This window comes from Pseudomonas sp. JR33AA (assembly GCF_021378985.1).
In the GTDB taxonomy this organism is placed as follows: domain Bacteria; phylum Pseudomonadota; class Gammaproteobacteria; order Pseudomonadales; family Pseudomonadaceae; genus Aquipseudomonas; species Aquipseudomonas alloputida.
Genome location: NZ_JAJSAW010000001.1, coordinates 722468 through 737592, shown reverse-complemented (window position 1 = coordinate 737592; position 15125 = coordinate 722468). Strand labels below are relative to the sequence as shown.

The 15125-nt window shown below is 54.9% G+C and carries 14 protein-coding genes and 1 pseudogene; 3 read left to right on the top strand and 12 right to left on the bottom strand.

All coding sequences use genetic code 11. The features are described 5' to 3' along the window. Nucleotides 1-54: 54 nt before the first annotated feature. The 11 genes from LVS58_RS03300 to LVS58_RS03250 form a co-directional block, all read right to left on the bottom strand. A complete protein-coding gene (locus tag LVS58_RS03300) occupies nt 55-678 on the bottom strand; it encodes a trimeric intracellular cation channel family protein (RefSeq protein ID WP_207238204.1) in 624 nt (207 codons plus the stop codon). Between the two features lie 140 nt (nt 679-818). Further along, nucleotides 819-2000 carry a hypothetical protein gene (locus LVS58_RS03295; protein WP_233689852.1) on the bottom strand — a complete coding sequence of 394 codons (1182 nt, stop codon included), beginning with the start codon at nt 1998-2000 and terminating at the stop codon, nt 819-821. Between the two features lie 247 nt (nt 2001-2247). Continuing rightward, nucleotides 2248-3486, bottom strand: coding sequence for a serine hydrolase domain-containing protein (locus LVS58_RS03290; protein ID WP_233689851.1), 1239 nt, complete (start codon nt 3484-3486; stop codon nt 2248-2250). Between the two features lie 5 nt (nt 3487-3491). After that, entirely contained in the window at nt 3492-4448 is a 957-nt protein-coding gene (locus LVS58_RS03285) for an ABC transporter ATP-binding protein (RefSeq protein WP_088512636.1), read from the bottom strand. Between the two features lie 24 nt (nt 4449-4472). Continuing rightward, nucleotides 4473-5504 carry an ABC transporter ATP-binding protein gene (locus tag LVS58_RS03280; protein ID WP_233689850.1) on the bottom strand — a complete coding sequence of 344 codons (1032 nt, stop codon included), beginning with the start codon at nt 5502-5504 and terminating at the stop codon, nt 4473-4475. Further along, on the bottom strand, nt 5504-6388 hold the full coding sequence (locus LVS58_RS03275) for an ABC transporter permease (protein WP_088512634.1): 885 nt from the start codon (nt 6386-6388) through the stop codon (nt 5504-5506). Before LVS58_RS03275 ends, LVS58_RS03280 begins: the two co-directional genes overlap by 1 nt. Continuing rightward, nucleotides 6385-7401, bottom strand: coding sequence for an ABC transporter permease (locus tag LVS58_RS03270; protein ID WP_267954217.1), 1017 nt, complete (start codon nt 7399-7401; stop codon nt 6385-6387). Before LVS58_RS03270 ends, LVS58_RS03275 begins: the two co-directional genes overlap by 4 nt. A gap of 172 nt (nt 7402-7573) precedes the next feature. Continuing rightward, nucleotides 7574-9148: an ABC transporter substrate-binding protein gene (locus tag LVS58_RS03265; RefSeq protein ID WP_233689848.1), complete on the bottom strand. Its 1575-nt coding sequence runs from the start codon at nt 9146-9148 to the stop codon at nt 7574-7576. A gap of 186 nt (nt 9149-9334) precedes the next feature. Beyond that, nucleotides 9335-10162: a helix-turn-helix domain-containing protein gene (locus LVS58_RS03260; RefSeq protein WP_088512631.1), complete on the bottom strand. Its 828-nt coding sequence runs from the start codon at nt 10160-10162 to the stop codon at nt 9335-9337. Nucleotides 10163-10199: 37 nt separating this feature from the next. Further along, nucleotides 10200-11117 carry a PstC family ABC transporter permease gene (locus tag LVS58_RS03255; RefSeq protein ID WP_190869809.1) on the bottom strand — a complete coding sequence of 306 codons (918 nt, stop codon included), beginning with the start codon at nt 11115-11117 and terminating at the stop codon, nt 10200-10202. A gap of 29 nt (nt 11118-11146) precedes the next feature. Next, nucleotides 11147-11299, bottom strand: coding sequence for a hypothetical protein (locus LVS58_RS03250; protein ID WP_233689847.1), 153 nt, complete (start codon nt 11297-11299; stop codon nt 11147-11149). Between the two features lie 1211 nt (nt 11300-12510). Between LVS58_RS03250 and LVS58_RS03245 the strand changes: the two genes are divergently transcribed. Further along, on the top strand, nt 12511-12729 hold the full coding sequence (locus tag LVS58_RS03245) for a hypothetical protein (protein ID WP_233689846.1): 219 nt from the start codon (nt 12511-12513) through the stop codon (nt 12727-12729). Nucleotides 12730-12872: 143 nt separating this feature from the next. Then, a complete protein-coding gene (locus LVS58_RS03240) occupies nt 12873-13853 on the top strand; it encodes a hypothetical protein (protein WP_233689845.1) in 981 nt (326 codons plus the stop codon). Between the two features lie 184 nt (nt 13854-14037). On the opposite strand, the pseudogene LVS58_RS03235 reads toward LVS58_RS03240, so the two are convergent. After that, nucleotides 14038-14289 (bottom strand): annotated as a pseudogene (locus LVS58_RS03235) (DUF4113 domain-containing protein); the annotation flags it as partial. A gap of 452 nt (nt 14290-14741) precedes the next feature. On the opposite strand from LVS58_RS03235, the gene LVS58_RS03230 reads away from it, so the two are divergent. Then, the gene (locus LVS58_RS03230; protein ID WP_233689844.1) at nt 14742-15098 is read left to right on the top strand and encodes a metalloregulator ArsR/SmtB family transcription factor; all 357 of its coding nucleotides are present in this window, start codon (nt 14742-14744) and stop codon (nt 15096-15098) included. Nucleotides 15099-15125: the final 27 nt, after the last annotated feature.

Genomic DNA, 15125 nt, shown 5'->3' with positions numbered 1-15125 from the left:
GTCGCAGGTGCACGCGCTACGGGTAATTGGATTAGACACAGAATAAGCACCAGATTAGCTCGCTCGATAGCGGTTAGGCAGTTTGATGTTAAATCTGATCGCCAATGCGCGCAGTGTAAACGCGACAATAAAACCGCCAAGCAAATCGTAGCTATTCGAATAGCCCAGAGTGCTTAGAGCGTAGTAGGCAATAGAACCTCCCAAGGTCGTGGTGATGTACAGCTCTTCATTCATGAGAGTCAGATTGCTACCACATAACACATCACGCGTAATCCCGCCAAATGTGGCTGTCACCACTCCCATACAAATTGCGATCAGGGGTGAAGCTTCAGCAAGTAGAGCCACTTCAGTACCAACTGCCGCGAATAATGCTATGCCAATTGCATCCATCCAAAGAAGAGCTCCCGCAAGCGACGTAAGTCTGGGGGCGATGTAATAGGTCGCGGCAGAGGAAACAAGGCAGATTACAATCCAAGTAGGTTCCCTGATCCAGAAAACAGGTAGATTCCCTATCAGCACATCACGCAGCGTGCCGCCCCCGAGCCCTGTGACTGTTCCAATCAGTATAAACCCCAATATATCCATCTTGAGGCGCGCCGCACTCAGTGCACCAGAAACGGCAAAGACTGCCACCGCGCAGAGCCCCATGACATTCACCACAGCGGTAAGATCGTACAAGATGAAACTCCTATCCGGGCTCATGAAGGTACTGCTTCGGCTAATCGCGAGCGGGCTCGTTCCTAAAGGTTATGCGCTAAACCAATAGAAGCGAGCCCGCTTATGACGCGATTGTTAGAGCGGCAGCAAATGAATCTGGGTCAGAAATAATAACCGATATTCATGTACAACTGGTTTTCCCACTGATTACTTCCTCCAGCGCCCAAACTCTGGGTGAGGCTGCTGCCACCGATGACCGGATCATTCTTTCCGTGCAGCCATTCCGTGGCGATCCACAGTTTACTGAGGGAAAACGATGTGCCGACAATCATCCGTTGCGAGGTCTTGAAATCATCAGCGGTTTTGTCGAAAGCGCTGTAGTTAGCGTACAGCTTCACACCGCTGATCAGATCGAACAGATACTTACCGCTTACATCGTAGCTCACATCCGCGACGTACAAGTTACCGCGACTGGCGACATTGAAGGTGCCGTCGTAACCTCCGAAAGTCACCAGTTCATCGGTACCGGGGTTGCGCGGAGACATCTGCTGTCGCGCGGCTTGCAGTTGCACTTCCCACGGGCCGTTTTTGCCGATGTAGTGCACCGCCATGGCATTGCGCCGACCATCATTGTTCGTGTCGCGGTTCTCCAGGGACGAGGTCAGGCCTGAGATCCCGACTTCGGACTTCCACGGCCCCAGGTCCAGCGCTTTGGCCACCCGCAGGACCACTGTGTTGCGTTCCTGGTTGTTGCTGCCGTCGGTGACATAGCTGTCCGCTTCGGAGACCACGGTGGAGTAGGTTTCACCGTTGCTGGTGCCTTTGCCCTGCCACGCCGGGCGCAGGTAGTAACCGGCCTGAATATTCCAGTCGCCGCTTTGGTGGATGTACTTGGCGCCGACTTGTTCCACGTCTTCGAGTCCCATGACGGCCCCCAGAGTTTGGTAGAACGTACTACCGAAGTACGGTTGCAACCCGAACGGTAGCTGGTTCAGGCCCACCTGGACCTGCTGGTCGGGGTTGAACTTGTAGCCGATCCACGCAAGTTCGGCGAACTGGATGTCCCCGACGTTCTTGGTGTACTGGTAAGGGTAAGCTCGACCGTAGAACCGGTATTTGGCCTCGCCAATCCAGGTGTCGGATTTGTACTTGGCGGAGAGGATCGCGGTGTCGAAGTTAAACTTCTGGATATCGCGATCTGGATCATAGTCCCAACGCGCCCGGACGGCGCCACCGAGATCGAGATTGTCGGTAACCTGTATCGCCATCGCGGGAGTGGAAAGTGCACACAACAGCGCAAGAGAGGCCAATGTGCGCAAGGGCCGGTTAGTCTTAAAGTTCATAGTCGCTCCGTCTCTTTTCTAGATCTTATTGTTGGCAACAGTCATCTCGGCCACGACAAAATCGCGGTCTAGATGAATGGGGTAGGGCCCACCAGAACGAAAGCTGCGAACAGCGTCAAACTGAGGGCCAATAGGCTAAATGGAACACGGTCTGTTGGGTCTGGGTGAAGTTGTCCGAAGCTGAACCTAGCACCTCTCCACCAAGTTAGGAGGCACCTAAAAAACCGCAGTCATTCACATTCCCGGGTCAACTGCGTTGCAGTTCTTCAACCACTGCGTCACAAGCACGGAAGGTATTCAACGTCCATTCCGCATTGATAAAGTCCGGCCAACTAGAGAGTTTTACAATGACTACTTCAGAAGCCGGATGCCAATAAATACTCTGCCCAAACACTCCACGCGCCGAATAATTACCTTGTTCGCTATCTAGCACCCAGCACTGATTGCTGTAGGCTGCGTTAGGAAAGTGCTTGACATAGAAACCATAGAGGACTTCAAACGCCGGTGTGGAACCGCTGCCGCATGCGCGTACGAATTCCTCCGGAACAATCTGCTGGCCGTTGAAATATCCGCCCTGCAGATACATCTGAGCAAAGCGCGCCAGATCACGCAACGTGGCACTCATCCCGCCATCGGCTAATGCGGTTCCAACGCAATCGAGGGTGATATTCGCGTCTTGTTCTGCCCCCAGTTTGGACCAGATCTCCCGGCTTAGTAAAACGGGGAGCCGCTCGCCGCAAGCCCGCTCACAGACCCAGGCCAACATGTCGGTATCCACTGAGCGATACTCAAAGAACTTCCCATGTTCACGGTCTTTACCCAGCGACTTCAACAAACCGTAAATACTGTCGGGGGACTTCAGCTCACCCCGTTCACGCCAACCCGAGGCGACATCCAACTGGATGAATTCAGCATCCGGATCGGTGTAATCCTCCCTAAATCTTACGCCCGTGCGCATATCCAGCAGATCCTGTACACGGGCGTCGCCGTATCCGCTTTCCGAAAGCTCGGGCACATAGGTGCTGACCCGCGCTTGGGGATCGATTCTGCCTTGGCCGATCAACCTGCCGACCAGACTGCCGATAATAGTCTTGGATACCGACTGCAGCAGATGCAACGTGTACGGCTGCATACCGTTAAAATATTGCTCAGTAACCACCTTGCCTTGATGAAGCACCAAAAAGCCATCGGTGTAGCTATCGTTCAAGAAGGTCGCCAGGTCGGTTTGCCCGCCGTCGACCCGCTGGAAAAGTACGGCGTCCAGTGAGCGTTCATTGCGCTCAAGTTCGCTGACCGGCCCGGGACCGCGATGAATAGCTGCTACCGGAAACAGCTGACTCATGTGCTGGAACGACCAGCGGTTATAGGGCGGACTGTCCCAGTTATGCTGGCCGACTTGCTTTTCGCGGGAGGGCGGATAGCCCTGCATCAGCATTAAGTCCTGATAACTAATGCCGGGGGCAGTCATGTCCTTTTTGTCGTACATGGGGTTCAGATCTCGTCGTTCAGTGGGTGATGGCAAGAAAAACGATGGCCGTATTCCCGAGTCTCGGCTGGCACCTCTCGGCGACAACGCTCACTGGCTCGCGGACAACGGGGCGCGAAGTGGCACCCAGCAGGTCGGTTCAAGGGGCTGGGGATCTCGCCGCTAAGGATCTGCAACTGGTCCCGACGGTCCGGGTCGATGGAGGGCACTGAGTTGAGCAGCGCGCGGGTATAGGGATGACGCGGTTGGCCGAACACTTGCTCCACAGGCCCTGCCTCGACGATGCGCCCCAGATACATCACAAGCACCCGCTGCGCCAGATACTCGACTGTCGCCAGGTCGTGGCTGATAAACAGATAGCTCAGCCCATTAGCGGCCTGCAGCGTCTTGAGCAATTGCAGCACTTGGGCTTGAACCGACACGTCGAGCGCAGCCGTAGGTTCATCGAGAATTAGCAGTTTCGACTCCAACGCCAGGGCCCGAGCGATAGCGATACGCTGCAACTGTCCACCGGAAAACTCATGGGGATAGCGATCCATGTGCTCCTCGCCCATCCCCACATTTCCAAGCAATTGAAGAATACGCTCGTGCAAGGCGCTCCCGTGCAAACCAAAGGCGACCTTCAGTGGCTCGGCAACAATCGCCTTGATTTTCATTTTCGGGTTCAGCGAGGCGTAGGGATTCTGGAACACCATACTCAAGCTCCGGCCCCTCGCCTTGGCATCAGTGGGCAACGGCCGACCTTCGACTAAAATTTGCCCACTATCGGCTGCTAACAGACCGAGCAAGGTCGCGGCAACCGTGCTTTTGCCACAACCGGACTCTCCCACCAGCGCGACCGTTTCACCTACCTGAACCTCCAGGCTGATGTGGTCAATGGCAGTCACGAGGCCGTCGCGGCTGGCGTAGGTCTTGTGCAACTGGTTAACACTCAGCAGTGCGGGCTGTTTGTTGTTATTCATAGCCGTTTACCTTTCAAAAAAGCCTCACACCTTGACTAACGTGTTGTGGCAAGCGGCCCAATGTCCCTCGCCAATTTCTACCCTTGGCGCAGCGTGAACGCAGCGTCCCGTGGCACGCTCACAACGTGGGCGGAATGCGCAGCCCGTTGGGGGAGCCGCCATGTTCGGCACTTGCCCCGGGATGAAACCCAGCGGCTGAGGCCCCTGCCCCAACGTGGGCACGGTACCCATCAACTTCATGGTGTAGGGGTGTGCAGGTCGCTTGAACACTTGGCCCACCGGGCCGCTCTCCACCACTTCGCCGGCATACATAACCGCCACCCGGTCGCAGAGCGAAGCGACTACCCCAAGGTTGTGGGTGATAAACAGAATCGCTAGATCCTGCTCGCGTGCCAGTTTGCGCAGGAGGGCTATGATCTGCGCCTGCACTGTGACGTCTAGCGCCGTGGTCGGCTCATCGGCGATCAGCAGTTTCGGTCGACAGGCCAGCGCCATGGCAATCACGACTCGCTGTAACTGGCCGCCAGACAACTGGTGCGGATACTTAGCCAACACCAGAGGAGGGTCTGGCATGCTGACCGCTTCCAGGGAGCTCAGCGCCTCGGCGCGGATTTGTGCCTTATTCAGTTGCCGATGGCAGCCGATGACATCGAACATCTGCCGCCCGACCGTGAAGAACGGGTTGAGCGCCTTCATCGGATTCTGGAAGACCATCGCCGCGCCACCGCCACGCAACGCCGCCAGCTGCGAGGCTGATGCGCCGTTAACCTGCTGTCCGGCGACCCTGATAGTGCCTCCCAGCCGAGCGGTCTCAGGCACCAATCCAAGGCAGGACATAGCGGTCATTGACTTACCCGAGCCCGACTCCCCCACCAAGCCCAGGATTTCGCCGCGCTTTAACTTGAGGTCGATGCCACGTACGGCCTTTACGGTCTTGAACAAACCAGGGAAAGACACCGTCAGCCCTTCCACTTCTAGCACTAGAGCTTGCGCTGCGTCTGTACTCGAAACGGCGAGACTCTCGACGGCAGAATATTGCAAGGATTCATCGATCATCAGCGTGTCCCCTTCTTTGGGTCGAGCACATCGCGCAGCCCGTCACCCACCAGATTGACGGCCAGCACCAGGACAAAAATCGCCACTCCGGGGAACAACACAGTCCAGGGGTTCTCGAGCAACTGCGAGCGCGACGCCGCGGCCATCAGCCCCCATTCGATCATGGGCGGCTTGGCCCCCAGCCCGATAAAGCTCAACGAGGCAGCGGCGAGAATGGTGTAACCAAAATCCATGGAGCCCTGCACGATTACAGGGGTGGTGGCATTTGGCAGTACATGTCGCAGCAAGATACGTCCGTGACTGACGCCCATAGAACGGGCTGCCTGGATATAGGTTTCTGAACGAACCCGTACTACTGCACCGCGCATGATCCTCGCGTACCAGGGAAACCAAGACACAGCGAGCGCTAACATGGCATTGGCCAATCCCGATCCCAGAGCAGCGGTGATAGCGATCGGTAGCAACAACGGCGGAAAGGCCAGAAACACATCTGATAAACGCATCAGCAGCGTATCAACTCGCCCACCGAAGTAACCGGAAACAAGCCCAATAGGAATTCCGATTAGCATCGCGATCAAAGTTACGCTCACCCCGATAACCAGTGAGGTGCGTGCGCCATAAAGCACCCGTGAAAGAATGTCACGCCCAAACTCGTCGGTGCCCATCCAGTGTGCCCAGCTGGGCGCCAGCAATTTCTGAGAAAAGACAATCTTGTTCGGCTCATAAGGGGCAAGCCAGGACGCGAAGACTGCTGCCAGTATGATCAGCAGTAACAACAGCGCACCGAATACGAATAGTTTGTTTTCGCTGGCAAAAGCCAAGGCCTTGATACGCCATGATGGGGCTCGTGAAGGCATGGACTGTGATATGTCTTGGGTACTCATTGGACTCGCAGCCTCGGATCAACAAGGTGATACAAGAGATCAACGATTAGGTTGATCGACAGATATGTCGTGGCCAGCACCAGAGTGGCTCCGATAACAGCGGGGAAATCATTCTGGGCAATCGAAAACACCACGAAGCCGCCTAGGCCTGGCCAATCGAAAATAAACTCAACAACTACCGCACCACCGAGTAGGTAACCGAAGGTCAGGCCCACCACCGTCAGGAGCGGAATCATTGTCGCCTTGAGTGCATAGGCGTAATGGATACGCCACTTGGGTACACCGTAAGAAACCGCCGTACGGATGTACTCCTCAGATAGCACCTCAACCATCATGTTGCGGGTAATCCGGGTGACAGTGGCCAAGGTCACTATGACCAAGGTGAGCACGGGTAGCGTCAGATGCTTAATGGCACTCCACAGTGCTACGAAATTACCGGCCAGCAGCGTGTCAATCAGGTAAAAGCCCGTCACTCGCTCAAACGGGCTATCGAGAAGAATGGAGGCATCGATACGACCTTGCAGGGGTAGCCAGTTAAGCTTCCCGTAGAACAGCAACTGCAAGCCCATGGCCAGGATGAACACTGGAAATGCCGTCCCGGCGATGGACCCCGCTCGTGCGGCATTGTCGACCACCCGGTTTTGCCTCGCAGCTGAGATAACACCGATCGGCACACCTAGCACTACAACCCAGAACATCGCGAGGAATGTCAGTTCAAAGGTCGCTCCAACCCGCCTGACCACTTCCTCCATGACCGGCCGTCCGGTGCGCAGACTAGTGCCAAAATCACCTCGGAGAAGATCGCCGATGTAATTTAAGTACTGGACTGGCAGAGGTTTATCCAACCCGAGTTTTTCACGTGCGACGGCAATCTGCTCCACCGTGGGGTGGTTCCCTAGCATCATTTCCACCGGGGAACCCGGAAGAGCTCGACTCAGAACGAAGGTGATAGTCAACACTCCTAGAAGAATGAAGAACATCACTATCAATCGCTGGGTTATATAATTCACCATTTGGAACACCCTTTGTGGCTAAAAGCTAGACCCGAACCGCTTACACCTTACGTAAACACCCAAAAGCGGATTGACCCTTGGTGATCTGACCAGACAGATTAAATATCTGGCCATATATTTACTTGGCATATCAGCTACGACACGCTCCACTTCAACAAGTACGAGTCAACGCTCAATGACTCAGGTTGTAGTAGAGAACTGCTTCGTAAGCTGGATTCAGGCTTTTTTCCATACCCTTTATGTCTTTGCGGGAGACACGTATCTGCTGAACGTCGGCGTACCAGATCGCAGGAGCGTCCTGGGCTAATAACTGCTGTGCCTGCACATACTTTTCAGTTGATTTGGCCCGATCACTGCCCTCTAGATCTCCCGCCTCTTCTATCAACTGGTCAAATTTTTTATTACTGTAGTGAGAAAGATTGAACAGCGTCGTTTTCTCTGTATGGAATTCACTTACAAGCCAATCGCTAGGTGTCGAATATGTCGGCCACCATGCCATAGATTGCATGTTGGGAGCGGTTTCCAGCTTCTTTGCCCGATCCCAAAGGACGCCCCACTCGCCGGGGCGTAACTCAACCTCAACGCCTACCTGAGACGCAGTAGCCTGAAACAGTTCGGCTGCGTTTGAATAGACACCACTGATATACTGCATCGAGACCTTCCAGTCCTGCTTAGGCACACCGGAGGCCTCCAACAATTGTCGGGCTTTGTCCGGATCGTAAGTGGCCATAGGCACGCTGGCATGCCCCCAAATACTGGTGGGCAAAGGCCCCTTGGGAACACTGCCGTAGCCATGCAAAATGTCTTTGGTGACACTTTCATAGTCCCAGAGATACTGCAATGCCTGACGAAACTTCAGGTTATTCGTAGGATACTTCTGGGTATTGATCAAAAACTGGAAATTTTTCCAAGAAGGCGCGGTGCTCACCTTGATTGAGGGGTCTTCTCCCAACACCTTGAGCTGATCAAGAGGAATATCCCAGGCGACCCCAGCCTCGCCATTTTTGATCATCTGAGTACGGGTGGAGGCTTCGGATACAACCTTCACAATGACCCGATCAAACTGCCCTTCTTTCCACCCACCCCAGTATCCATCGAATCGCTCAAGCACTACTTGCTGGCCTTGTTCGACCTGCCCAAGTTTGTAGGGGCCGGTACCGATGGCGTTGGGAGCCATCATCCAACTATGCCCTTTTTCCACTGCCGCCGGGGCAATGATATAAGCGGCATACTGACCTGCCGCGATCAGATTGGCCGGCGTGGGACTTTTAAACTTGAGCGCTACCGTATCGTCAGCGAGGACCTCGACGGCATCCAGATTTTTCCATACAAATGCAGCGCCCTGGTTCAGCTGCTTGACGTAATCAATGGAGACTTTGACCGCTGCCGCGTTAAAGGCCGAACCGTCATGGAACTTCACACCGTGCCGCAGTTTGAAGGTCCAGGTTTTGCCACTGTCGCTGCTCTCCCACGACGTCGCGAGACCGGGGGAAAACTCCTCTGCACTGCCTGGCGCGTTATATAAAACTAGTGTCTCGTAGATATTCCCCAGCACTCGTACTTCTTCCGAAAAAGCCGAAGCTGGATCCCAATCCTTGAATGAGGCTCGATCAGCGACAACCAAGGTATTGTTTGCCGCACACACCGAACCACTGGTTAATGACGCAGTCACAGACAGCGCCATCAAGCCCGCCATTAATGCTCTTCTTACTTTCATAAATTTTCCTCTTATTTTTATGGTGGGCACAGCGAATCGTTTGTAAAGCCAGCATTCCTTCAAGTGGAATGCACGTGTGGTTGGCCATTAACGAAACTGACTTCTGGATGGTGTATGAATTATCGATCTGCCTGAAGGCCATCTCAATTTCGCGAACACGAAAAAAAAAACGCTAGGTGACGCCCATGAGCGTCAGCTAGCGTCACCTTTGGAGGTTTAGAACAGGGGAGGGATAAGGTTGAATTCACCTTCTGATGGATGAACCAGTAGCCGCGCTCTCACCTCGACGGGAATCTGAGGAGCATCAATCGGAAAACAGCTGCAGCTGCTGAGAGCGCTACGCAGGTCGATCGACTCGCCTAGGTACTCAAATACTACATGGGCACCAAAAGGACGCCGGAAATTGTCACCCGAAACGCCGATGACCAAGCCGTTGAGAAAACGAAAACGACTTCGGTAGGAGGGATAGATTGCCGACCATATATAGCCCCGGGATGACAGATACTCGCGCTCGACGAGGTAGATCAGATCGGAGGAGGCAAAGCAGAACCCACGGTACTTATTAATACCAAAAGTCTTCGCTTGGTCATCGCCCAACCTCATCCTCTCGAAGGTTTTGCTAAGGATCTTTTCGCCCGAGCGAGTCAAGCGGGTAATCGATTTGATCACCTCTCCCGGCGCGGCGGGAGACATCAAATAAACAAAGTAGTAACCCTGATACTTCGACAACTCGTGCGCAGAGCTGGGAAAAAAATCTACTGGTACTGCACCGTCTGAATCTCGCACTGTATTTTGTGTGGTGAGAAGAGCACGAAAGGATTCATGCTCGGAAAATATTTCTTCCTCATCCACGCCAAAAAAATTGCAGATTTTACGCAGCGTAAAAGGTGAGGGAGTCGCTTGCGCCCCCAAATACTTATTAAACTGCTGACGATTTATATCTAGTGAGCGACACACCTTTGCCACCGACTTATAATATCCGCAGAGAAGTCGCAAATTTTGACTGAAGTCCTGCATCGACTGAGATGAGTTGGAACTGGCCACTAAGAATACCCTCACGCCACATTGACAACACGCTATACTATTCCCCGCTTGGGGTCACGGGTTCAAAAAACGAATGTAAGACACTTGGTGCAGAGGCTCCGCTTTGCCATCCCGTGATCGATGCGAGCTTCAAGCGCGTCCCCCCCGCGGGCCGTGGACTCTCTTGGCCGGTATTGAAAGCCTCCTCATGAAGCGCCACACCGCTTCCCGCATACATGCCAACGGGTTCGAACAACGAAGTGGGGACCTGCACAATACTGCCGCAGACCATCAGGACCACCATGGTTTCCCCAATGGCCCTGGCTGCACCGAGCACCATGGCGGAGAAAATGCCTTGCCTCGCTGCAAGCACGACAATGCGCAGCAGGGTTTGATTCTCGGAAACACCTAGTTCCGCAGCGCCCTGCACATAGGCGACCGGGACCCCCTGGAGGGCTGACTGGGTCAGGACGGTAATGGTCGGGATGATCATCAGGGCTACCACCAGAACACCAGCCAGCAGGCTGGCTCCCGGAGGGCTCCACAGGTTGATGATCGGAACGATGGCACTCACGCCCCAGAGGCCGTAGACCACCGTCGGCACCGCCGCACTGAGTTCCACCAGATTGCGCATCAACCGCGCCAGTCCGGTGGGTGCCTTGAACGTGGTGACCAGCGATATCGCCAGGCTCAACGGCGTAGCCACCAGCAGCGCCCCGATCGTCAGGTAGAGGCTGGCCACGACCATCGGCGTCATATTGAAACTGGCATCCCTCGGCCACCAGCCTTCGTCAGTGAAGAACCGGGTCAAGCCACCCTTGCTGATCAAGGGGAGCGCCTCACCCAGGAGAAACGCAACGATCAGGAACACGATCGCCGCCCCGAGCAAGGCCAGCATGGTCATCGCCGACCAGAACACCCATCCGCGCAGCGCCGATGGCGGCGGTGAGATGGACTCAACGATAGGTAGTGTCATGAATCGGCCCTGGGCAGCAACGCCGGTCGTTATTTCGCGACCGGGATGAAGTACATCCGCGTGACGAAGTCATCGGCCTGCTTCGATTGCGCATAGCCCACGAAGTCCTGGACCTGCTCATTCAACGGCGTCTTGTAGACCAGATTCAGGTCACGGCTGGTCGCATACTGCCCTGAGGCCATGGAAGCGGTCGAAGGAACCAGGTCACCCATGGGGATCAGGCGAATGGCCGCGCCGTGCCCAGCTTCGTATTCCGCCGAGCCGATGGAGACATAGCCCTCTGGACTGCCGTCCGAGCCCCTTCATTGATTGACCTAGGGAAATGCACCTGCATAGGCCGCCGCCTGCTCCTACAGGAGCCAACGTTGGGCAGGCGCTTCGCTATCGATGCAACGCCGATCAGCAATAACCGCCTATTGTTCGCCGTGATCAGCTCCACGAAGCGTTGGAGTGACGTAGAGGGCGTCAAAACCATCGTGGCTGGGGCATGACCGAGATATCACCGCTGGCCACCATCGAACGGTTCGATAGCAGCGCTGCTGTGCTGGCGGTTTGATTTCGGTGACGACGGCCTTCGCCCCGAGGCTCCAAGAAGCTCCTATCCCAAATCCCAATGCCACGTTAGAGCGTCCCAGCCCGCACCGTTGCTGGCTGCGACAGCTTTAATTCTCTAACGCATTTGAGTAAACCAATATTTTTGAGTGTTGCGACAGTTTTGCGCTTTCTCTGAGATGGGCTGCAAGGCCCGAGAATCGTGGACCCAATGCGACAGTTTTAATTCTCTAAATCCACAGATTGGATTCTGAGAATTAAAAACTGTCGCACCACAATAAAAACTGTCGCGCACGGAGGGAGCCCTAACCGGCTCCCTTCTTCATTGCGCCCATCTTTCAGCTATTGCGCTCACCGCAAGCCTGTGTCGACCCTCATCCATGTCTATCCAAATCCCATGATGAATCCCTCGCCTCGTACGTCAGACGTAACCCGCACCTCAACTGGCGTGCGAGCAACATGGGAATCTTCGGCAAGCTAGCGACACGGCACCTCCTATTTGGGCCTCTTATGAGGCTTGGAGGTGTCTAGGAAACCGCGTGCGACTCAGGTCGCTGTAACGAGCTCCGAGACCACTGAACGCCACTGCCTGATGGGAGCCGAGCTGCAGGTCAAGGCCTTCATGAGGCTACGTAGAGGCACGCTGCCTGGAATGAGGTCACGCTGCATCAGGAAAGGTCACGCCAGATCACGGCGGTTAATCAAATTTAATTAACATACGTATCATCTATCCATATATTTTCTCTCAACGCATGAGGGGCGACTCTCGCGCCTACCTTCCAAGACCCGCCTAGCGAAAGCAGCGGGTTTTCGTGTTTTTGGGGTAAGGAATCCGGTAGATATGACGCATTACGTCGCGTATCTGGACGAATTCGGGCACGTCGGCCAATACGTCTCGCGCAACCACCCCGCAGTACAAAACACACCCCGCCTTTGGGTTCGCTGGCTTGATACTCCCCGCCACCGAAATCCGCGAGTTCACTATTTTTTCTTCAAGCTGAAATGCCAGCTTCTGAAGTTCGACTTCGTGAACGACAATCCCCGAGACTTGCCGGCGTAGGTAGCCCTTTGGGCATGCCTTTCGCACACTACAAACTCTCGCGCCCTCTACCACCGTGCCCAGACGGCGAGTTAGCTTTGATTTGATATACCCCATTCATGTGCTATGGCACGATGCGCTTACAGGAGAGGGAGCCGAGGCTGATGTGGGTATATGTTGCGCTCTATGTGCTGTTCGCAGCGGGCGTCTATTGTTTGGATCGTAGTATTCACCGGCCGCTGTTTGTCCGAACTCAGAACCGGCACTTTCGCTGGAAGCTGAATTTCAGCGTGAGAGACTGGGGCGTTGACGAGTATCTGGGCGCGCTGGTCACGATGTGTGTGTTTGTCTTGCTAGTCATGATGATGTTTCATTGGCTGGGCAGCACAGTCGATAAATCGCTGGCGAAATGGCTGTTTGCGTTGCTTAGCCTGGGGTCAACAGTGCTGGCTGTGCGCTTGCTGCGTTTGGTAGAGAGCTATGCACGGCACAAGGGCTGGCTGACGGTACTGGCCGCATTGTTGACGGTAGCTGCGGGTCTAGTAGCCAGCGCACAAGCTGACGCCTTTATCCTCGGGCAGACGCGTATTGAGCCGGGGCAGTTTCCAGGTGCACAGAAAACCCTGACTTTCATCTATTTGGTCTACATCTGGTACCTGGCAACGAGCTTGCTGATGCCGATGGTGATGTTTATCGGTGCAGTAGTGTTCGGTATGACGGCGCCGACTTTCAGGCAGCAGATGAGGCGTAATCGCACCGCCGCTATTTGTTGGAATCTATTCTTACCCAGCTCAGCCTGGCGACGGCGCCAGTGGCTGCATGGATCGTGCGTGATGGGGGTGGTATATACCGCCGTGATTCTTCTGGCGTTTTCAGAAGTGGTCAACAGCAAGTTACGGTGGGTTTTGCACGAGTCATTGGTGTATGCATCCTTTCACCTCGGGCCTGAGGACTGCGCGATGACCGGGTTACCTGTTGGCACACGACTGGCGCTGTTGGCCAAAGGAGGGGTAGTGGTCGCTGAACCCGGGGAGGGCGTTTATCGCTACAAGGAGCAGACATGCTCACTGCAGTCGCTCGAGCAAGTAGAAGCGACACGAGAACAACGAATCAGAGAGGCCAGAGCTAGCGATGCCTACTTTTGACTGGCATTGCTGGTTTGTCGGTTAAAAACGCCGGTTTGCATCCGATCATCGGCAGCGTACCGGCCAAGAAAGGGCGTAAGACGCTGCAGGCAAACACCTTATGCAGATGCACCGTACGTAGCACGATGCCATCTTTTTCTAACTTTTTAGCTCTTGAATCAGCAGAAGAAGGCTGTTCTAGTCGTTAGCACTTCACGGTCCAAAACTGATCAAGCCGCGTGGTGTACGACTGGCTCATCATCTCCCTGCGCATACCCCAGTCGGGAGCGATTGGCACACTGGCAGAGCGCATCGTACCTCGGCCCCAACGCTCGTTGATCGTGCCCATTACCTGCATCAGCCGATCGCAATTCGACGCTTGCCTAGCCGCGAACAGATCTTTGAAAACTCACCTGCGTAGATCCATCACCAAGACCTCCGCCTTGCTGTACAGATAAAACCTGTCGCAGGAGCTCTGGGAGGCCTTTCCTAGCGGCGTATGATGCGGTTCTACAGCTCAGGCCCTGCAACGTTTTTTCTGCAGGTCAATGGGTCAATGGCATTTCACGTGTCATCCAAGCCCGTCAGCAAATGGAGCTCTGAGCCCCGTCGGCATCGGCTATGCGTTTAAGTGCTCAGCAGCAGAGTCACTGACCCCCCCTTTTTTTTGGCCGGGCAGCACGACCAGCGAACGGATCAGACGAACCTGGCCACTTCCCTCAATGCCCCGTATCCACGCTCCGTTTCTCCACGATGAAAGGAACAGAACCTACGATTGGGCTGCAGAAGGTCCAGGTGGGCAAGCCGACTGCGCAAATCAATATCTGCTTTACCGCATATCCGAATATTCATATATTCATATATTCGAACCTCCAGATATGAGCCGTACATGCGTTCCCAGGAGGTCACATGCGGGAAACCCTCACACCCCCCATCGTTTTCAAATGCCTGGCTGACGAAACCCGAGCCCGGATGACCTTGCTGATCGCCCGTGAAGGCGAGCTCTGTGTATGTGAGCTCACCTGCGCCCTTGACCTCAGCCAGCCAAAAATTTCCCGGCACTTGGCTCAATTGCGCGAGGCCGGAATCCTCATGGACCGGCGGCAGGGACAATGGGTTTACTACCGCCTCAATCCGTCCTTGCCGGAATGGGTGCTGATGATGCTCAAGAGTGTTGTCGATGCAAACGCCGAGTGGCTGAGCGCCGATGCTGTGCGCCTTGCTGAAATGGGCGAGCGCCCACAAAGCCCTGCTGCTTGTGCTTGATTTTCACTTCACTGATTGAGTTGAGTC